General features: G+C 55.7%; 17 protein-coding genes. 16 read left to right on the forward strand and 1 reads right to left on the reverse strand.

Annotation, left to right across the window (positions count from 1 at the left end; all coding sequences use genetic code 11):
- Positions 1-201 precede the first annotated feature (201 nt).
- Positions 202-1293, forward strand: a complete 1092-nt coding sequence (gene rsgA / locus EH198_RS02095) for a ribosome small subunit-dependent GTPase A (protein ID WP_124693893.1) — start codon at positions 202-204, stop codon at positions 1291-1293.
- Positions 1294-1650: 357 nt separating this feature from the next.
- Positions 1651-1782 (forward strand): hypothetical protein, encoded by a 132-nt coding sequence (locus EH198_RS25270; protein ID WP_281277982.1) that lies wholly within the window; start codon positions 1651-1653, stop codon positions 1780-1782.
- Positions 1783-1908: 126 nt separating this feature from the next.
- Here the strand turns inward: EH198_RS25270 and EH198_RS02100 are convergent, their stop codons facing one another.
- Entirely contained in the window at positions 1909-2148 is a 240-nt protein-coding gene (locus tag EH198_RS02100) for a hypothetical protein (RefSeq protein ID WP_124693894.1), read from the reverse strand.
- A 161-nt stretch (positions 2149-2309) separates the two neighbouring features.
- On the opposite strand from EH198_RS02100, the gene EH198_RS02105 reads away from it, so the two are divergent.
- The 14 genes from EH198_RS02105 (at position 2310) to EH198_RS02170 (ending at position 21113) form a co-directional block, all read left to right on the forward strand.
- Complete coding sequence (locus EH198_RS02105; protein ID WP_124693895.1) at positions 2310-2978, forward strand: hypothetical protein; 669 nt, start codon at positions 2310-2312, stop codon at positions 2976-2978.
- 172 nt (positions 2979-3150) lie between these two features.
- On the forward strand, positions 3151-4155 hold the full coding sequence (locus EH198_RS02110) for an ABC transporter substrate-binding protein (RefSeq protein ID WP_124693896.1): 1005 nt from the start codon (positions 3151-3153) through the stop codon (positions 4153-4155).
- Between the two features lie 45 nt (positions 4156-4200).
- A complete protein-coding gene (locus EH198_RS02115) occupies positions 4201-5001 on the forward strand; it encodes an ABC transporter ATP-binding protein (protein WP_124693897.1) in 801 nt (266 codons plus the stop codon).
- Positions 5002-5016: 15 nt separating this feature from the next.
- Positions 5017-5865 carry an ABC transporter permease gene (locus EH198_RS02120; RefSeq protein WP_124693898.1) on the forward strand — a complete coding sequence of 283 codons (849 nt, stop codon included), beginning with the start codon at positions 5017-5019 and terminating at the stop codon, positions 5863-5865.
- A gap of 167 nt (positions 5866-6032) precedes the next feature.
- Positions 6033-7025 carry an aromatic acid exporter family protein gene (locus EH198_RS02125; RefSeq protein WP_124693899.1) on the forward strand — a complete coding sequence of 331 codons (993 nt, stop codon included), beginning with the start codon at positions 6033-6035 and terminating at the stop codon, positions 7023-7025.
- Positions 7026-7255: 230 nt separating this feature from the next.
- On the forward strand, positions 7256-7813 hold the full coding sequence (locus EH198_RS02130; RefSeq protein ID WP_124693900.1) for an outer spore coat protein CotE: 558 nt from the start codon (positions 7256-7258) through the stop codon (positions 7811-7813).
- A 229-nt stretch (positions 7814-8042) separates the two neighbouring features.
- Complete coding sequence (locus tag EH198_RS02135) at positions 8043-9419, forward strand: putative amidoligase domain-containing protein (protein ID WP_124693901.1); 1377 nt, start codon at positions 8043-8045, stop codon at positions 9417-9419.
- 450 nt (positions 9420-9869) lie between these two features.
- Positions 9870-10985 carry an IS200/IS605 family element RNA-guided endonuclease TnpB gene (tnpB, locus tag EH198_RS02140; RefSeq protein WP_124693902.1) on the forward strand — a complete coding sequence of 372 codons (1116 nt, stop codon included), beginning with the start codon at positions 9870-9872 and terminating at the stop codon, positions 10983-10985.
- A gap of 258 nt (positions 10986-11243) precedes the next feature.
- A complete protein-coding gene (gene mutS / locus EH198_RS02145; RefSeq protein WP_124693903.1) occupies positions 11244-14087 on the forward strand; it encodes a DNA mismatch repair protein MutS in 2844 nt (947 codons plus the stop codon).
- A gap of 29 nt (positions 14088-14116) precedes the next feature.
- Positions 14117-16207 carry a DNA mismatch repair endonuclease MutL gene (gene mutL / locus EH198_RS02150; RefSeq protein WP_124693904.1) on the forward strand — a complete coding sequence of 697 codons (2091 nt, stop codon included), beginning with the start codon at positions 14117-14119 and terminating at the stop codon, positions 16205-16207.
- Positions 16208-16273: 66 nt separating this feature from the next.
- Positions 16274-17059 (forward strand): class I SAM-dependent methyltransferase, encoded by a 786-nt coding sequence (locus tag EH198_RS02155; protein ID WP_124693905.1) that lies wholly within the window; start codon positions 16274-16276, stop codon positions 17057-17059.
- The gene (gene miaA, locus EH198_RS02160; protein WP_124693906.1) at positions 17043-18023 is read left to right on the forward strand and encodes a tRNA (adenosine(37)-N6)-dimethylallyltransferase MiaA; all 981 of its coding nucleotides are present in this window, start codon (positions 17043-17045) and stop codon (positions 18021-18023) included. The genes EH198_RS02155 and miaA overlap by 17 nt, the downstream gene beginning before the upstream one ends.
- A gap of 19 nt (positions 18024-18042) precedes the next feature.
- Entirely contained in the window at positions 18043-18282 is a 240-nt protein-coding gene (gene hfq / locus EH198_RS02165; protein WP_025335243.1) for an RNA chaperone Hfq, read from the forward strand.
- A gap of 209 nt (positions 18283-18491) precedes the next feature.
- Positions 18492-21113 (forward strand): transglycosylase domain-containing protein, encoded by a 2622-nt coding sequence (locus tag EH198_RS02170; RefSeq protein WP_124693907.1) that lies wholly within the window; start codon positions 18492-18494, stop codon positions 21111-21113.
- The last annotated feature ends 39 nt before the right edge of the window (positions 21114-21152 follow it).

Consider the following 21152-nt stretch of genomic DNA (forward strand, 5'->3'; position numbering starts at 1 on the left):
CCGCCGCTGTATACGCAAGGCGATAGGTCAAGATGTCTCTTGAGTAAAGGGACCCTGCCTCTCTCCGCCCGCCGGAACGATTTAAGTTCCGGCGGGCTTTTTGCGTTATACGCGGCTGTTATCCCAGCTAATATGCGCGGTTCCCGGTTCAGAAGAATGAAAGATTGTGCAAGAAGAATAATCAAACAATGGAGGTATCGCATGACGATACGGCAATACGGATGGAATGAATATTGGATCAATCAATGGAGCGGCATGACAATACACGAAACGGAAAGAGAAACTCTCATTCCCGGGCGGATTGTCGGAGATTTCGGGAGCAAATATCGGATACGGACGGATGACGGAGAGCAGTGGGGGGAACTTTCGGGCAGGCTCCGGCACACCCTGGAGACCTTCGGCGAATACCCTGCTGTCGGCGACTGGACCTCGGTCAAAAAGGCGGACGGCGGGCATCTTATCATTCAAGGCGTGCTGCCCCGCCGGAGCGTTATTTCCCGGAAGGCGGCAGGATCACAGCCGCGGGAACAGATCGTAGCCGCCAACATCGATACGCTGTTTCTGGTCAGCGCGCTGAATGATGACTACAATCTCCGGCGTATGGAGAGGTATCTCATTATGGCCTGGAACAGTGGGGCGTCGCCGGTTATCCTGCTCACCAAGGCGGATTTATGCCATGATCCGGAATCTAAAATCGCGGAGATGGAAATGACCGCTCCCGGTGTTCCGGTGCATGCGGTCAGCGCGCATTTAGGAAGCGGGCGCGAATCCTTGCTGCCCTATGTCGGGGAAGGCCAGACGGTCGCTCTAACCGGGTCTTCGGGCTGCGGCAAATCGACGCTCGTCAACTGGCTCTGCGGCGCCGATCTTCAGCTTACCCGGGAAGTAAGGGAGGATGACAGCAGAGGCCGCCATACAACGACGCGCCGCGAGCTGTTTCTTCTGCCGGACGGAGGCGTAATCGTCGACACCCCCGGCATGCGGGAGCTACAGCTGTGGGAGGACGACGGCGGGCTGGATCTCGCATTCGCCGATATCGGGCAGCTTTCAGAGCGCTGCCGGTATGCGGACTGCCGTCATGAACGCGAAGAGGGCTGTGCCGTTCTGGAGGCGGTCAGCAGCGGGGAGCTTGAGGAGAAACGGCTGCAGAGCTACCGAAAAACTCAGCGCGAGCTTCAGTATCAAACCGCCAAGGAGGCCAAATCCAAGCGGAAAAGCGGGGCCGGCTCCGTGCAAAAAACGGCTTCCTCGCGTTCCCGAAAATACGGTTGGCGGAGGGAAGCGGAGGATTGACCCAATAGAGTTTATCCAAGGGTCTATCCATTTTGGGACCGATCGGGGGGGCAGATGTTCGAGTGGGAGAAAAAGACAAAAAAAATTCAAATTTTTTTGCCGGCCTACATTCTGATTTCTTCCGTATCGGCCCCTCAACATATTTGAATGTGAGCGTTTTTTTGACATGGCTAGTGTCAATATATAGAAGACGGGCAAATGGAGCCGGCCAATTGACCTATATTATGGAGGCTGTATTCGCATACTGGGCGCCAAACGGCCCGTTTAAAATGCGATAGGGTGGGTAAATAGGGGATACAAGGCGGGCAGGGAATGTTCTCCTGCACTCCCTGCAGAACGATTAAAGGAGCGTTTGACATGTCCATTGACCGTTTTATTATTAAAAAATTGGACAACTGTCACGAGCAGACGAGAATCAATTTGGTTAAGCTGTTTCAGCTTCGGATTCAACGGGCGGAAAAGGCGGAGAACAACCATAAGACAGGATGATACGCCCGTGCTCGCGCAGAGACTTGAAGGGCCTAAATAAAAAGGGGGTGTCCCAAAAGCCATGAAATGGCTGCTTGGGACACCCCCTTTACTTGCTGCTGGAAAGAACATCCGGGCCAGCACCATTTAATAGAGGGAAAGTGCCAGGGAATCGTTTTCGCTATAACTGTGCAAAATGGCCTCGGAGCCTTTAATTTCGATACTGATCAAAGAATTCAAACATTTTTTGAGAGCATTTTTACCTTTGTTGATTTTGAGTTCAAGCGTGCTGGTCAACAGTCTGAGCACTTTTTGTGTCGGCTGCTTATTTTCCGTAGTAAAATATACGGGTACGAGCTTGTTCTGGAATGTAATCAGCATTTTCATTTGAAATCACCTCGTTACAGTTATTTCATGATATAGATATTACCCGTTATTTCTTAATTTTACCTTAAAATTAGCTTATGATAACATAAAGATTGCTATATTTTCGCCGGAATTGAAAGGTTTGGCGTCTCTATTTCAGATACCGGAAGGAACCGATCGCAGTGTACGAAGATGAGTCAAAGGAATTATCGCGGTTTTTGATGCCTGAAGGCGGGAAGGAGCCCCGGGAAAAAGAGCTGCTCCAACTGACGGAAGAAACGGAACGGATGTGCCGCCTGCATTACATCAGCGGTGGTACGGAGAACGATCTGTTTGTATATGTGAGCAAGGATAAAATAATCGTAGATTGCCATAAAACATCGGCCAGCTCCTCCTATGAGCTGAAGGAAGCCGATAATCTGGAAGGCGTTCGCACCCTTCTGCTGGACGGCATTTCCCTGCCGAAAACAAGCTGCGGGGACAGTCCAGCCCTTCTGATGTCCAGACATGAGTACCATGAAATCAGAAAGAAGGCGGCCTTCAGCTCCCTAAGCGAACTGAGCCGGCAAATGGAGGCGGCGACAGGCGACTCCGGGCTGTCCGCCCTGTTTGCCCAAAGCGTGAAAAGCCGGCATTTGACAGGAGAGCTGCGGATTTGCTCCAGAAGCTGCGGCGGCTGGTCTTTTCAGTATGCGTCATTCCTTGCAGACCTTTCATGCGGATGGCTGCTGCGCATGAGCTGCGGGAGTGAAGAGGATTGGATGTCGGCGGCGCCTGTTGGCAAGGAGCAGTTCAGCGCCGCTTTTCTCCGATGGTTACTGCATTTGAAACCGCTTGTAGCCGCAAAATGACCGGCGAAGCAAATTCGGCGTGACTAAAAATCGCTTCAGTATCTCCCCCTATATTAACCAAACCATAGGCACCCGCATATATTTAAATAATCCCACTATAAGCGGGGCTTTCGCTTCGAAGCGGTTTAGATCAAGAAGGGGTAACCCTTGGGAGAAAGGAGAAATTTGCAATATGGGTAGAACAACAAGATTAGCAGCGCTGCTGCTGGCGATCGGGCTTGCCGTCTCGCTGCTTGCCGGTTGCGGCAGTAAATCGGAAACGGTCAAGGTGAAGGTTGGCGAAGTCACGCGTTCCGTCTTTTATGCACCCGAATATGTGGCGCTGTCGCAGGGATTTTTCAAGGAGGAGGGGCTGGATGTCGAGCTTCAGACCATCCCCGGCGGAGACAAGACGATGACGGCGCTGCTCTCCGGGGCGATCGACGTTGCGCTGGTCGGCTCGGAAACGTCGATCTACGTGTATCAGCAGGGATCGGATGATCCGGTCATCAATTTCGCTCAGCTGACGCAAAGAGACGGCACGTTCCTGTTCGCCCGCGAGGACCATCCGAATTTCGACTGGAGCGAACTCAAAGGGTCGACATTCCTCGGCCAAAGAAAAGGCGGCATGCCGCAGATGGCCGGCGCGTTCACGCTTAAAAAGAAGGGGATTGACACGGCTGCCGACATTAAGCTGGTCCAGAATATCGATTTTGCGAATATCGCGAGCGCGTTTGCTTCGGGAACCGGGGACTACGTGCAGCTGTTCGAGCCGCAGGCGTCGATCTTTGAACGGGAAGGCCGGGGCAAGGTTGTCGCGTCATTCGGGGTAGAGAGCGGTTATTTGCCGTATACGGTATTTATGGCCAAGAGCAGCTTTATCGGGAAAAATGGCGACACGGTGCAAAAGTTCACCAATGCGCTGCAAAAAGCCCAGCTTTGGGTGAAAAAGCACAGTCCAGAGGAAATTGCCGGCGCGGTCGTGCCTTATTTCGAAAATACGGACCGCGACATCGTCGTCTCGGCGATTAAACGCTATAAGGAACAGGATACCTACGCACTGAATCCGGTCATCGACGACAAGGAATGGAATAATTTGCTTGATGTGATGGAAAACGCGGGAGAACTGAAAGAACGGGTTCCGGCGTCCAAGATTGTGAATAACACGTTTGCTGAGAAGGCGGGGAGCGGAGAATAATCGCTTTTTTGCACCCTGAACGCCATTCCTAAAGGAGGGTCTTGTATGCCGCCGGTTGTGGAATTAAAATCGGTCACGCACGCTTATCTGGGTGACAGGGAAGCTTCCCTTGCGGTGGAGGATCTGAATCTTGAGATTAGAGACGGCGAATTCGTCAGTCTGGTCGGACCGAGCGGCTGCGGCAAAACGACGCTGCTGTCGATTATCGCCGGGCTGCTCCCGCCCTCACGGGGCGAAGTGCATGTGAACGGCCGTCCCGTGAGCGGCCCCTCTCCGGAAGTCGGCTATATGCTTCAGCAGGATTATCTATTACCCTGGCGCAGCATACTGGGCAATGCGGCTTTGGGTCTCGAACTGACCGGCCGCCTGGACGAAGCGGGCCGGAAGAAGACGCTTGAGCTGCTCGCGGATATGGGGCTGAAAGGAACAGAGCATTATTACCCGGGCCAGCTCTCGGGCGGAATGCGCCAGCGGGTCGCGCTCGTGCGGACGCTGGCGACCGATCCGGGTCTGCTGCTGCTGGATGAGCCGTTCTCAGCGCTGGACTATCAAATCAAGCTCCAGCTGGAGGATCTGGTGGCGGAAACGCTGCGGAGGCGCGGAAAGACGGCTGTCCTCGTTACACATGATCTGTCGGAGGCGATCGCGGTCAGCACCCGTGTCATACTGCTGGAACGGAACCCGGGCCGAATCCGCCGGGTGTTCGAGATTCCGGATCGAATCGCGAATACCCCGCCTCTCTATGCACGCGATCAGCCCGGATTTGCGGAGCTGTTCCATGAGCTGTGGAAGGAGATGGAGCTTGCGGGCAAGATTGAGGGTACAGCCGGGAAGATCGAAGGCTAGAGCAAAGTGAGGGGAATGCTTGTGAATAAAGCGGGAGCGGAGAACACCGGAACTGCGGCTTCCCGTTCGGAATGGCTTAGCAGCCGTCATGAGGAATTCAAGCGGGCGAAACGGCTCCGGAAAAGAGCGGTTTTTGCCGTCCAGGGGAGTCTGCTTGTGCTGTTCTTCGCGGCATGGGAAACAGCCGCCAGACTGGGCTGGATCGATCGGCTGCTGTTCAGCTATCCGTCCAAAGTGTTTCGGCAGATCTATGTAAATATGGCCGACGGCAGTCTGTGGCATCATTTGGGGATTACGCTGGGAGAGACGGCGGCCGGCTTTGTGCTCGGCACGCTGCTTGGCACGCTGCTGGCGGTCGCAATTTGGTGGTCTCCCTTTTTGTCGGCGGTGCTTGATCCTTATATGGTTGTTTTTAACAGCATGCCGAAGGTGGCCCTCGGCCCGATCTTTATCGTCATGTTCGGAGCCGGGTTCACTTCTATAGTAGTCACGACGCTGTCGATAACGATTATTGTCACGACGCTGGTCGTTTACAACAGCTTTTGCGGGGTGGACCCCAATCTGGTCAAAGTGGTCAGATCGTTCGGCGCGAACCGGAGACAGGTATTTTTCAAGGTTATTCTGCCCTCTTCGTTCCCCGCCATCGTTTCCACGCTCAAGGTAAATGTCGGTATGTCGTGGGTGGGTGTTATTGTCGGCGAGTTTCTTGTCGCGAAGTCGGGGCTCGGGTATCTCATCATATACGGCTTTCAGGTGTTCAATTTCACGCTCGTGATGTCCAGCCTGATTATCATCGCTTTTGTCGCCACAGCTATGTATCAGCTGGTCGTATATATTGAGAAAGTGCTGTTGTCCCGGCGGTGAGACGCCCGGGAAGTATGTCATGGAAGTATTGTGTGTTTTCAGAAAATCAAGTACCATGAATTTTATCGGCAAACGTGAGCGTTCGGAGCGGGTGCTCTTAAACAACACTTGCGTAGAGGCTTCGAAGCAAGCTTTGCTTCGCAAAACTATTAAAGCGGGGTAATTTCATGGGATTTCGCGTCATCAAGACGGCGGCGGCGACGCTGCTGTCTGTTTTGCTGGCCGCCGCGGCGGGCATACCGAATGCGCAGAGCGCCGGGCTGCTGGCCATTCTGGGTGTTGAGGTTACCCGGAAAAGAAGCGTTAAGACGATCACGGCGCGCTTTTTCGCGTCGCTGGTCGGACTATTTTTTGGCTGCGGGCTGTTTTGGCTGCTCGGCTTCCATTACTGGGTACTCTGTCTCTTCGTTCTGTTCGGCTTCCCTCTGATCGTGCGCGCAGGCTTTAGGGAAGGGATCGTCACAAGCTCGGTTATCGTCTTTCGTGTGTTCGGACAAGCCGAGCTGAGCATTCATGTGCTGATCCAGCAGGTGGAGCTGCTTGCGATCGGGCTCGGGTCCGCGGGATTGGTCAACCTGATTTATATGCCGAAGACCGGTGAACTGATGTACGGGATTCGTAGAGAGGTGGACGGGCTCTTCTCCATTATTTTCAAGCAAATATCAAACACGCTGCATGATCCGCAGTACGTTTGGGACGGCAAAGAGCTGATCCAGGCGGGCAGCGCGGTTCAGCGCGGCCTGAATGCCGCGGCAAGGGAGATGGAGAACAGCGTCATTCATCCGGACGAGGCCTGGAACGTCTACTTTTACATGCGTAAGGAGCAGCTTGAATCCATTCAGAATATGATTCAGCTCCTCTCTCAGGTGTACCAGCATTTGCCCCATGGCGAAATGGTCGCCGAGCTGTTCGAGCAATTGAGCAACGATGTGTTGAATGAAGAATACACGGGAAGAACGGAGAAGCTGCTGAACACGCTGGAGCAGGAGTTCCAGGAAATGAATCTGCCGTCTTCGAGGGAAGAGTTCGAGGTTCGTTCGGCCATTCTCCAACTGTGCCGCGAGCTTGCACTTTATCTCAAAATCGCCAAACAGTATAAAGCGCCCATTGTCGCCCGGCGGCAGATGGCTTCGCGGTCATTCATGACCGGCAGACAATAGCGTCTGCTTCATCCTTTATTTTCTATTTTCCGAAAAATCGAAAGAGACGGCTGTGCTCCCATTACGGAAAACGGCCGTCTCTTTTTATGCGCTAAACGAGCGAAAAGCGCCGAATACAAGCGTTTTTGATCATTTTTCGAATTCGTTAACTTATCCAAAAATAGTTGTCACCCTGGGCCATCGCCCTGCATACACTTGATAGTGAATGATTGTATGGAGGAGGTTCAAAGATGTCATTAGGCCATAAACGCCAAACAAGGGAGATCATTACGAAAGCGATTTGCGGCAAAGGTCGTAAGTTCTCCACCGTAACCCATACCGTAACTCCGCCACATCATCCGACTAGTATTTTGGGGGCTTGGATTATCAACCACCAATACGAAGCGGTTGCCGCCGGAAACGGAATTGAGGTGATCGGTACTTACGATATCAACATCTGGTACTCGTATGACAAAAACAAGCAGACCGAGGTAGCGAAAGAAACGGTTTCCTATGTGGAGCCGATTGCACTCTCGTACCTCGACCCGAAACACCGGGCTTCCACCGTCGAGGTTTCTGCGGAGGCAACGCAGGAGCCGAACTGTGTGGAAGCTGGCGTGTCTCCGGGCGGAGGCAGCGTAACGATCCGGGTCGAACGCGAATTCGAGGCTGAGCTGGTGGCTGAAACCAAGGTTCGCGTATACGTCAGCGATGCGGAGAGCGATCCCGAAGACAAGGATTACGATTTTGAAGCCGAAGGCTTCGATTTCGAGGACCTGGACTCCGACGCGCTGGACGATGAGCTGTAAGGAAGATACGCCGCCGCCCGGTTTATGGGTGGCTGCCTGCACCGGACCCGCTGGCTTGGCGGATGTGCTGGAGCGGATATGTTCCATTATATGAATCGGGGGCAGCGGCGTAGAGGGCGGATGCCCTCCTTTTTTTGTTTTTTTTCGGGCGAAAGAGGCGCCAGCCGTCCGGGTGAGCGCCAAGAGGGGAATTCGGTTAACATAACTTTGCGCTTCGGGAGGACGGTATATGAACGAGGGAATTCAGGTTTATCATGCGTTGACGCCCGAAGACAGGGAACGGCGGCTTCGGCGCAGCGGAATCGAAGCATTCCTTGCCTCCGGAGGAGACGCCCGCATTGAGTCCGGCGCCCGTTCCGGGAAGCCGGGTAGCTTCAAAGAAAGCATAGCCGGGGCGAAGAACGCCGGAGTAGAGCATTATCGCCAGCGCTACCGGATCAAGGTTCACAATTTGGCTCCGCTGGAGATCACGCCTCTTGGAGCGGGACTCGGAATGAAGCCGGCGGCGCTGCTGCTCACTGCCCGTCCCCGCTCGCGATCCTCTTCGAACGGCGAGCGTTCGGGAGACCCGGCTGAAAACGCCGCCGTTCCTTTTCTCGCGCGGGGAAGCCTGCCGAAGCGGCTGGGCAGCCTGGCCGCCAAAGCGCTGTACTGCCTTGGCCTGGACAGCGGGGAAGTGCTGATTGCGGCCAGGGGAGAGCGGCGGTATGCGGTGGAGGAAATCAAGCCGCCGGAAGCCGGCTCCGGCGGCCGGATTCCCGAGCCCTACCGCTCGGCCGAAGCGGCGCTGCGCCGCGCTCTGGAGAGGGAGCGGCCCGGACGGCCGGACCTCGTCATGGGCATGGACCCGGAGTTCCTCCTGCTCCGGGCTTCCACCGGCCGCGTCGTGCCCGCGTCGCGGTACTTGCCCGCGGACGGCGTCGCCGGCTGCGACGCCGGACCACCGGGAACGCGCGGCGCGTTCCCGGTGGCGGAGCTGCGCCCCCGGCCGCGCGGGGAACCGCGCGCGCTGCTGGCGCAGCTGAGGTCCGCCGCGAGGCAGGCGGACCGGCTCATTGCCGACCGCTCGCTAAGCTGGCGGGCGGGAGGCATGCCGCTGAGGGGCTGGGCCCTCGGCGGGCACTTGCACTTCAGCGGCGTCACGCTGACGGCGCCGCTGCTGCGCGCGATGGACAGCTACCTCGCGCTGCCCATCGCGCTGCTGGAGGACGCCCGGGCCGGAGGCCGGCGTCCGCGCTACGGCGTGCTCGGCGATTTCCGGCTCCAGCCGCACGGCGGCTTCGAGTACCGGACCCTGCCGAGCTTCCTCGTGTCCCCGGTCGTCGCCCGGGGCGCGGTCACGCTGGCTCACCTGATTGTGAGCCGCTACGAAGATCTGCCGCTGCGCCCGCTCGACCGCGACGACCTGCACGCCGCGTATTACCGCGGCGACAAGCCGCCGCTGCGCGCCGCGTTCGAGCCGCTGAAGGCGCAGCTCCGGGGGCTGGCGGGCTACGCTGACGCAGCGGACGCCATTGAGCCGCTGCTGCGCCTCATCGAAGCGGGCCGAACCTGGGACGAAACCCGCGATGTCCGCGGGTTGTGGTGCGGAGAGCAAGCGCCATGAAACGGCGCTTGCTTCAACCCAGCGAACAGCTGAGAAGCCGGGTGAGCGGTATTTTATTGAAATTTTTTGGAAGATATGAATCTATTAGTTTCACGCTTAAAATAGCTTTATATTTCTACGAGAAATGATGCCTCCTCTACGGATGACGGTGAAGCCGTTTCTTCTTGCTCTAAGCGAACACTTTGGATTTATCAGAAATAGGAGAGAAGACCCCTACCTCTGCAGGCAGGGGATGAATCGACTTCGGACAAGGGAGGGTCTTAAGCCCTCTGAATTGTCCGATATCTTCAACTCCCCCTAAGCTCCAATTTGTGCCCCTCTTCGGTTGCTTTCGCGTTCCACGCTTTCCTTTGGTTTCCCTCACGCCTGGAAGTAACTTTTTTCCTGGAAACTCCTTGAACAAGAACTTGTGTTCGGTTAAACTTTGAGGTGAACGGAGGGGCCCAGTCTATGTTGATCAAAAAAGCCTACAAATTCCGCATCTATCCTACAATCGAACAAGCTACGCTCATTAACAAGACGATTGGATGCAGCCGTTTTGTATACAATCGTTTTCTGGCGAGGTGGAAAGATTCGTTCCACAAGACAGGCAAAGGCTTAACCTACAGCGCATGTTCCGCTGAATTAACCTGCCTTAAACTAGAATTGCCGTGGCTGGGAGAAGTAGACAGCACCTCCTTGCAGTCGGCGCTTAAACAACTTGCAGACGCGTATAAACGATATTTTGAAAAGCAGAACGACGCTCCCTGTTTTAAAAGCAAGAAGAACCCGGTCCAATCCTACACTTCACAAATCCAAAAGAAAAACCAGTCTCCCGGAGTAAGTATTGTAGACGGCCGCATCAAGCTTCCAAAACTGGGATGGGTAAAATTTGCCAAAAGCCGGGAAGTGATCGGGCGCATCCTCCATGCCACCATTCGGCGTAATCCCTCAGGAAAATACTTTGTCTCCGTGCTTGCGGAAACGGAAGTGCAGGCGCTTCCCCAAACCCATTCCGAGGTTGGCATTGATATGGGACTTAAAGATTTTGCGGTCCTGTCGAGTGGTGAAGTATTCGGCAATCCCAAATTTTTTCGCACCTTGGAGAATAAATTGGCCAAAGCCCAACGCAAGCTGTCACGCCGGATGAGAGGCGGCTCGAACTGGAACAAACAGCGGATCAAAGTAGCTCAGATACATGAAGACATCAGCAATGCAAGGAAAGATTACCTGGATAAAGTCTCCACGCACATCGTCAATAACCACGACAGGATTGCGATTGAAGACTTGCCAGTCCGCAATATGCTTACAAATCGAAAGCTGTCCAAGGCGATTAGTGAAGCCTCCTGGTCCCTGTTTCGCCAGATGCTGGAATATAAATGTGCATGGTACGGGAGGGTATTGGTCGCAGTAAGCCGTACCTTTGCATCCTCCCAATTATGTTCTTGCTGCGGCTACCGGAACCAAGAGGTTAAGAATCTAAACGTTCGCAAATGGACATGTCCGTCGTGTGGAACCGGCCATGACCGGGACTTGAATGCAAGTCTAAATATTCTGGCCGAAGGCCAAAGACTCCTTGAGATGTAGCTCTTACAAGAACTGACGGAACGGCAGGGTTAGCTTGGTAAACTTCTCTTCGGTAGAAGGGACTACCCAAGAATCTCCTTCTCTAAGCCTCAGCGTAGGGAGGGGAGTGTTCAAGATAAGATACTTTGCACGCATCAAACAGGGGATCTCCGGCTGCGGCCGGAACCTCGCCGTTTCGTGACCATCTTTCGGCTTAAGCTTGCCGGGACGGTTTCTGTTATAATAGAGGATAAGCATGATAAGGCCTGGAGGTTTACGATGGCAAATTATACACCGATGATTGAGCAATATTTGAAAGTGAAGGAAGGGGCGAAGGATGCCTTCCTTTTTTTCCGGCTGGGCGATTTTTACGAAATGTTTTTTGACGACGCCCTGCTGGCTTCCAAGGAACTGGAAATTACGCTGACCGGCCGGGAGGGTGGAGGCGATGAGCGCATTCCGATGTGCGGGGTCCCTTACCATTCCGCCGAGGGCTACATACAGCGACTTATTGAAAAAGGCTACAAAGTCGCGATCTGCGAACAGCTTGACGACCCGGCGACAACCAAGGGCATGGTGCGGCGGGATATCGTCCGCGTCGTGACGCCCGGAACGGTGATGGAAGGCAAGACGCTGACCGACAAGAGCAACAATTATCTGGTCTGTGTCACCGAACTAAAAGGGATGACGGCACTTGCAGCCTGTGATCTGTCGACCGGTGAGCTGTATGTGACTTCTTCGCCTTCGGGCGGGGATACGCTGCGCGGCGAAATCGGCCTGTACGAGCCGGCTGAGATCATCGGGGACGGCTCGCTGCTGGAGATCGTCCGGACCGAGACGCTGCCGGGAGCGAAGCCCGTCGTCTATACTCCATGGGAGAAGAAGGATGAAGCCGGTGCGCGGCGCCAATTCGGCGAAACGGCCTGGGCGCGGCTGGAAAGCGAGCGGGCCCAGTGCCTCGCGCTGCTGATCTCGTACCTTGGCGAAACACAGCGCCGGTCGCTCGGACAGCTCAGTCAAATCTCCCCGTATGAGCCGGGGAATTATATGATTCTGGACCCTTTCACCCGGCGGAATCTGGAGTTGACCGAGACGGTTCGGGAACGTTCCAAGAAGGGCTCGCTGCTCTGGCTGCTCGACCGTACGGAGACATCGATGGGGGCCCGGCTCCTCCGGCGGCGCATAGACAAGCCGCTTCTGCAGCGCGCCAAGGTCGAGCAGCGGCTTGAGGCCGTCGACTATTTGTACAACCAGTTCATTGTGCGCGAAGATTTGCGGCTGGCTCTGAAAGAGATCTATGATCTGGAGCGGCTTACCGGACGGGTGGCATACGGGAGCGCGAACGGCCGCGATCTGAATGCCCTGAAGCTGTCGCTGGCGCAGATCCCGGCGCTTAAGGAGCTGTGCCAGGCTTCCGGTTCGTCCACCCTGCGGGAAATCGGCGAAACGCTAGACGAATGCGCCGACCTCCGCGGGGACATCGAAGCGGCGATTGTCGACGATCCTCCGGTATCCGTGCGCGACGGCGGATTGATCCGGCCCGGCTGCCACGCCCGGCTGGACGAGCTTCGGGAAGCGAGCAGCAGCGGCAAACGCTGGATTGCGGAGCTTGAGGCGAAGGAGCGCCTGGCTACCGGAATCAAATCGTTGAAGATCGGATACAACAAGGTGTTTGGCTATTACATCGAGATTACCCGTTCCAATCTGGCGTCCCTGCCGGAAGGAAGGTATGAACGCAAGCAGACGCTTACCAACGCGGAGCGCTTCGTGACTCCCGAATTGAAGGAGAAGGAAGCCCTGATTCTGGAAGCACAGGACAAAATGACCGATCTCGAATACAGCCTGTTCTGCGAGCTGCGCGACCGGTTAAGCTCTCAGATTCCGAGACTTCAGAGTCTGGCGGAAAAAGTGGCCGAAATCGACGTATACCAAAGCCTCGCTGCGGTCAGCGCGGAGCAGCGTTTTGTAAAACCGACGCTTTCCGAGGGCTATGACCTGAAGATCGAAGGCGGGCGACATCCCGTTGTCGAGGCGGTGCTGAAGGACGCTTCCTTTATCGCCAACGGCAGCAGTCTTGTTCAGGATGACGGAAGGATTTTGCTGATAACCGGACCGAATATGGCGGGAAAAAGCACCTATATGCGTCAGGTAGCCCTGATTTGCATTATGGCGCAGGTGGGATGCTTCGTTCCAGCCGACAAGGCGGAAATCCCGGTCATCGACCGGATTTTCACCCGGATCGGAGCGGCTGACGATCTGATCGGCGGCCAAAGCACCTTTATGGTCGAAATGGCCGACATTCAACTCATGACCGAAAAAGCGACGCCGCGCAGCCTGATCATCATTGATGAACTGGGCCGGGGAACCTCGACCGGCGAGGGCATGGCGATTGCCCAGGCAGTCATCGAATACGTGCACCATCACATTGGCTGCAAGGCGCTTGTTTCTACGCATTTTCATGAGCTGGCCCATCTGGAAGACACTCTGAACGGCCTGCGCAATTATTCTATGGCAGTGCAGGAGAGCGGAGACAAGGTCAATTTCCTCCGTAAGCTGATCCCCGGCGCGGCGGACAGCAGCTACGGGATTTACTGCGCGCGTCTTGCTGGGCTGCCCGGCAGTATTATTGATCGAGCCTACGGCCTGCTTCAGCATATCGAGCATTCAGCTGCAGCCCATGAAACGGCAGAACCGGTATCCACTGCTAAAGAGCACGGCGGACCGGCGGCAGGGGGGCCGAAAGCGGAAGGCGTCAGAGAAGTCACCGCTGCGTCCGGGGATGATTTGGGAGCGTTCTTCGAGCCGAGTTCCCGCTTCGTTGCCGGTTCCGCCTCGGATGCCCCATCCCATCAAGAAGGGATCTTAGGTGCTTCCGAGCTTGCTCGCCGGGAGACGGCCGTGCATTTGGCCGAACGTCTGGAAGAAGGCGGCGAAGTGGTGCAGCTCTCCATCTTCGGCGACGAGGAGCCGCGGCGCGGACGCAAATCGGCTGCGGGCCAGCGCGAACATTCGGTGGCGGACGATATTATGGCCGCAGTCGGCGAAGCGGATTTGATGAATATGACGCCGCTGCAGGCGATGCAATTATTGAATGACTTGAAGATGAAGATCAAATTGAAATAGAGCTATTACGGAATCGGAGGTGAATGGAAATGGCCAAAATCCATGTGCTGGACGAGCATATTGCCAACCAGATTGCCGCCGGGGAAGTGGTGGAAAGACCGGCTTCGGTGGTGAAAGAGCTTGTGGAGAACGCCATCGACGCGGGCAGCACCCGGATCGAAGTGGCTGTAGAGGAAGGGGGGCTGCAGAGCATCCGGGTTAAAGATAACGGTTCGGGCATCGAACCCGAGGATTGCGAGACCGCCTTCTACCGCCATGCCACGAGCAAAATTGATAACGGCCGCGACTTGTTTCAAATCACAAGCCTCGGCTTCCGGGGCGAGGCGCTGCCCAGTATCGCCGCCGTAGCCAAAGTGTCCCTGATGACGGCAAGCTCGGACGACGGCCGGGGACGGCTGCTTGAGATTGAAGGCGGCAAATTGACGGCGAATGAGGATACCGCCCACGGCAGGGGAACCGAGATGACCGTCAGGGAATTGTTCTACAATACGCCAGCCAGACTGAAATACATGAAGAGCATCCAGACGGAGCTCGGCCATATCTCCGACGCTATGTACCGGATGGCGCTGGCCTATCCCGGGATTTCCTTTACGCTGCATCATAATGGCAACCAGCTGCTGCATACGCTTGGCAACGGTGATCTGCTCCAGGTTATTGCGGCCGTTTACGGCACATCCGCCGCCAAAGCGATGCTGCCGGTGCAGGCGGAAGATCCCGATTACCGGATTTCAGGCTATGTCAGCCGTCCGGAATGGACGCGGTCCAACCGGAACGCGATTACAACGATCGTCGGCGGCCGGTATATCCGCAGCAACGGACTGAACGCGGCCATCATGCGCGCATACCATACGCTGCTTCCGATCAACCGCTATCCGCTGCTGGTCCTGAAGCTGGACATGCACCCTTCGCTTGTGGACGTCAATGTGCATCCCGCCAAGCTGGAGGTCCGGTTCAGCAAGGAACCCGAGTTGTATCAGCTAGTGGAGCAGGAAATTCGCAAAACTCTGCTCGGCGAAAATTTGATCCCCCGGCCCGGCAGGGAGACGATCGGCCCGAAAGGCAGCACCTCTTTCATTCAGGAGCAATTTGCCTTCCCGAAGGCTTCTCCGAATTTTCCGGGTTCGGAAGATGGAGTGAAGGAGAACGCAACCGGCCTTCCCGGTTCTTCCGCCCCAAGAGCGGGTGAGGACGAATTTGCAGCGAAGGCGGAAGGACGAACGGCACCGGAGGATAGTGGGGGACAAGCTGGAACCTACGGTGACAGGGAGTCGGCTTCGGGAATCGCGACCGGCGCGGCCGAAGCAGCCGCCTCAAGAGCATATTCGCCCTCCTCTCCTTATGATGATAGGTCCCCCGGCAAGACGCGCGGGGGAGAGCGGAGCGCATCTTATACGGGGTCATCCCTGCCGCAGCTGCGCGACGGCGCGGCATACGGGGGATACCGACCCGATGCCAGAACGGCCGCCCGCCAGGGGCAGTCTCTCCCTGGAACCGAAGAACTGTGGGCTCCGGCCGGAAGCGAGGCGGCAGGTCTGCCGCCGTTCCCCGAGTTGAACTATATCGGCCAGCACCACGGCACTTACATCATTGCCCAGAACGATGAAGGGCTGTACTTGATCGATCAGCATGCGGCGCATGAACGCATCAATTACGAGTATTACTATGAAAAGTTCGGCCGCCCGGCCGAAGCCTCACAAGAGCTGCTGCTGCCGATTACGCTGGAATTTACCCCTTCGGAAAGCCGGCTGCTCGGCGAGCGTCTGCAGTGGTTCGAGCAGGCCGGCGTCTATTTGGAGCATTTCGGCGGCCAGACGTTTCTGGTCCGTTCACTTCCTTACTGGTTCCCGAAAGGTGAGGAGAAGGAAATCGTTGAGGATATGGCGGAATGGGTGCTTGGCGAGAGGAATATCGACCTTGCCAAATTGCGCGAGAAATCGTCAATTCTATGCTCCTGCAAAGCATCGATCAAGGCGAATCAGAAGCTGACGGAGCAGGAAGTCGGGAGCCTGCTGTCCAGGCTTTCGGCCTGCCGCCAGCCTTATACCTGTCCGCACGGACGACCGATTGTCATCTCCTTCTCGGCCTATGATTTGGAGAAGCTGTTCAAGCGGGTCATGTGATAAACAATAAATGCCATTAATTAAATATACAGATTTAAGTATCCTGGTAGAATATACGGAGGCAGCATGATTATAACTACGGGCGATCGCCCGCTAACCGAGGTTGCCGCTCGTGCGGAACGTCTGGCGGAGCGTTTAGGCGTTCCCTACGCGCCGCGCGGCAATCAATCTATGTCCAAGCTTCTCTCGCGCTATGGTGACGAAGAGGCGCTCGTTGTGCTGCTTCAAGGCGTGCGATTGCTGAGGCCGGACCGGCCTCAGCTTCAGTTTCATCCCAGCATGGGATTTGTCCGCGCGAAGCGGGTATTAAAGGGTGAAAGCGACCCCATGCTGGAGGCTGCCGGAATGGTTCCCGGCGACAGTGTGCTCGACTGCACAGCGGGGCTTGGTGCCGATGCGCTGCTGTTTGCCGTCCACGGGGGAGAGCGGTCCAGTGTTACCGCACTGGAGAGTTCCCTGCCGCTGTATGCCCTGCTGACGGAAGGAATGGCCCACTACGCTTCAGGACTCGTGGAAGTAGATGCCGCGCTGCGCCGGATAAATGTCGTCCACAGCAATCACCTGGACTACCTGCGGAGCCTTCCGGACAATAGCGTGGATATCGTCTATTTCGATCCGATGTTCCGTGAGCCTCTGGAGGATTCGGCGGGCATATCTCCGCTCCGCGCCTACGCCAACAGCGACTCGCTGTCGGCGGAGAGCGTGTCGGAAGCAGTTCGGGCGGCGCGTAAAGCAGTGGTGCTGAAAGAGAAAAGAGGCAGCGGCGAGTTCGGCCGGCTCGGGTTCGCGGAGCTGCTTCGCCCGGGGACCAAAACATCGTACGGGGTGATCACAATTGACCAAAGAAGCTAAACCGAAGGTGCTGGTGCTGCTTGGTCCGACAGCGGTCGGCAAGACGCGTTTAAGCCTTTCGATAGCCGACGCATACCATGCGGAGATTATATCCGGCGATTCGATGCAGGTATACCGTGGTATGGATATCGGAACAGCCAAAATCAAGCCGTCCGAGATGGAGGGCATCCCCCATCATCTGATCGATATCCTCGATCCTGCGGAGCCTTACTCGGCAGCCGAATTTCAGACTGAAGGCCGCAGACTGATCGGCGAGATTTCCGCCAGAGGGAAGCTGCCGTTCATTGTGGGAGGGACGGGCTTGTATATCGAGTCACTCTGCTACGGCTTCCGGTTCTCCGAGGCTGTTGCCGACGAGGCGTTCCGTGCGGAGATGGACAAGTTTGCGGAGGAACACGGCGCGCTGGCGTTGCACGCGAGACTTGCCGAAGTTGACCCTGCCAGCGCCGCACGGCTGCATCCGAACGACCGGCGGAGGATTATCCGGGCTTTGGAGATTTACCGGCAGACGGATACGCCGCTTTCCGAGTCTCCGGCAGCGCAAAAACCGGAGTCACCCTACGACCTCTGCCTCATCGGTTTGACAATGGACAGGCAAATACTATATAACCGTATTGAAGAGCGAATCGACGAAATGCTGGCGGAAGGGCTGGTCGAAGAGGTGAAGAGGCTGATGGAACGCGGCTGCGGCCGGAACCTCGTTTCCATGCAGGGGCTCGGATACAAGGAGATCGCCGCCTATCTCGAGGGAGAAATGACGCTGGAAGAATCGGTGACGCTTCTTAAGCGCGATACGCGGCGTTTTGCCAAAAGACAGCTGTCGTGGTTTCGCCACATGAAGGATATTCAGTGGATTGATGTCGGCGACGGCGGAAACTTTTCCGGGAATTTTGAGAAATTACGTGATATAATAGCAGGAAAGTTTCTTTCAGGTCTTGAATATACTTCTGAACAATCTAATTGAACCATTGGGGGTACGGCATATGAACAAGTCCATTAACATCCAAGATACGTTCTTGAACCAACTTCGCAAAGAAAATATCCCTGCTACAGTATATTTGACCAACGGCTTTCAAATCCGGGGAATTATTAAAGCGTTTGATAACTTTACGATCGTGATCGACAGCGACGGACGCCAGCAAATGGTGTACAAGCATGCGATTTCAACGTTTACGCCGCAGCGCAGCGTATCCCTGATGCAGGACAACGCTTCCGAAGAATAATTCCGCCAATACGCCAGAATGTGTTCGAAGCGAAACTTTTTTGCTTATGATTCGTTTGAATAGAAGGGTGAGAGAGCAACCTGAATAAGGTTGTTTTTTCATTGAGATTACAAAATATATAATATGGGGTCCCCGCAAAGTGTTTATAATACGCTTTGGAGGCAAGGCTCCGCTTAATGGGGCAGCCATCAGGGGGGTCAGGAGGCAACATGTCGAATGACGAAATACTACGGTCGAACCGCCATAGAAAAGGGGGAGGCGGCAGCCAACCGCCCAAGCCGAAGAAGAAGAAAAGGCTGACCCGCAAACGCGTGTTGTGGACGCTCTTTTTTACAACGGCTTTGGCTATCTTTTGCGCGCTGGGCGGTTATCTGTTTATCACCATCAATGGAGAGAAGCTGCTTAATGAGAACGAGGGCAAGCTGACGGTCAACGAAACGACCAAGATTTACGACCGCAACGCGAACCAGATCGGGGAACTGGCTTTGGAAAAAAGCGAACCGGTCGAGAGCGAACAGATTCCCAAGATCATCAAGGACGCTTTTGTAGCGACTGAGGACAAACGATTTTACGAGCATAAAGGAGTCGATCTTTGGTCGATCGGGCGGGCGGCCGTCAAAGACGTCGTCGCCCGCAGTATGGTCGAAGGCGGCAGCACGATCACGCAGCAGCTGGCCAAGAACATCTTTTTGACCCGGGATAAAACATTCTTCCGTAAAGCGACGGAGATGTCCATCGCCATGGCCCTGGAGCGTCAGTATACGAAGGATGAGATCATCACGCTGTATCTCAACCGGATCAACTTCGGGGGTACAGTCTACGGCATCAAGGCCGCGTCCGAGCACTATTTCGGTGTCAGCGACCTGAGCAAGCTGAAGCTGTGGCAGATTGCAACGCTGGCGGCGATGCCCAAGGGTCCTTCCCGTTACAACCCACTCCGCAATCCTGAACTTTCCAAGGAACGCAGAGCGGTTGTCCTTCAGCTGATGAATGATCAGGGGTATATTACGCAGGAGGAAATGAGCGAGGCCAAGGATATCAACTACAACTACAAGCCGCCGGCAAGCAAGCAGAGATATCAGGCTTTTATCGATTACGCCATCGACGAAGCCGAAGACAAATTCGGACTTACCGAAGACGATCTCAACATAGGCGGTTACAAAATTTACACGACCATGGACAAGGACGCGCAGACGGTGGTCGAGAGCGCTTTTGCCGATAGCGACAATTTCGAAAAAAGCGTCGACGACGAGCCGGTGCAGGGTTCGATGGTCATCATGAACCAGGAGAACGGCAGCATTATCGCTCTTATGGGTGGACGTAATTACGAGAAAAAAGGCTACAGCCGTATTACCGGCAGCCGGCGTTCGCCGGGATCGTCGATCAAGCCGATCGTATCGTACGCCCCGGCGCTTGAATCGGGCCAATTCACGATTCACTCGCAGATCAGCAACGAAAAGCAGTGCTTTGGCGATTACTGTCCGACTAATCTGCACGGGTATTCGTCAACCATCAGCATGACCGAAGCCCTGACGAAATCGGAAAATATTCCGGCCGTGTGGCTCCTTGACCAGATCGGTGTACGCACAGGCTTCAATTTTGCCAAAAAAATGGGCATCGGCCTCCAGGATGATGACAAAAACCTGTCGCTCGCCCTTGGCGGCATGTCCAAAGGCACCAATACTCTGGAGATGGCCCAGGCCTATACCGCGTTCGCCAACGGTGGTGAATTACGGCAGGCTTATGCGATCAAGTCCATTACGGACAGCACGGGCGAAACGGTTTATAAGGCGGACACGAACCCCGAACGCGTCATGAAGGAGAGCACCGCTTATCAATTGACCGAGATGATGCAGGAGGTCGTGCAGAGCGGTACAGGCAGAAAAGCGAGAATCGACCGTCCTGTCGCGGGTAAAACCGGTACGTCCCAAAGCGGCTACAAAGGCGTAGACTCCAACCGCGACGTCTGGTTCGTCGGCTACACGCCGGAGCTTACGGCAGCGGTCTGGATGGGATACGACAATCCCGACCGGAAGCATCTGCTGAAGAACAGCAGTCCGCTGGCCGCCACGTTTTGGGGTAAGGTCATGGAGGAAGTCGTGAAGAATTATCCGGAGAAATCGTTCCCGAAACCGGATAATATTGATCTTCCGGAGCCTTCCAAGGAGCCGGATCAGATTCAGTCTGTCAGCGGTCTGACCGCCCAGTACGATTCCTCGACCGGAACCGTCAACCTTGCTTGGTCGCCTGTTGAGACTGAGGGAGCGGAATACCGGGTGTACCGCAAAGAGACCTCGGAAGGAGACTTCACTCAGCTGATCAGTACGCTGACGCCAGGCGCAGCTGACCTTAGCGCGATGGCAGGCCTGACCTATGAGTACTACGTGAAGGCATACTATCCGAATCAGGGAGTGGAAAGCGATCCTTCCAACACGGTATCGGTGCTCATCGAGGGTGCCGAGCCGTCGATCGAACCGACGCCATCGGTTGAGCCCGGTCTTCCTACGGATTCGCCCGGCGAGGGCGGGAACGGAAACGGAGATAACGGCGCAGGAGGCGAACCGGGCTCGGGTAACGGGAATGGGAACGGAAACGGAAACGGGAACGGGAACGGGAACGGAGGCGGCGGTAACCCGGGAGGTCCGGAGAATCCGCCATCTCCATCGCCTACTCCGGCGCAGCAGGACTCCACGCCGCCTTCGTCTCCTTTACCAGCCGTAAGTCCCGCCGGTGCTGAGGTTCCTGACAATGGAACCGATCCGGCGTCTGCTCCCGATGTCGGTTCGGTTAAGAAGGAGAAGAGTCACGGCAAGTCGGCGAATGCTTTTTAGAAACACCGCTCCGGTGAGCCGGACCTTCCGTTGCCTACG

The sequence above is a fragment of the Paenibacillus rhizophilus genome (genome assembly GCF_003854965.1).
GTDB lineage: Bacteria > Bacillota > Bacilli > Paenibacillales > Paenibacillaceae > Paenibacillus_AQ > Paenibacillus_AQ rhizophilus.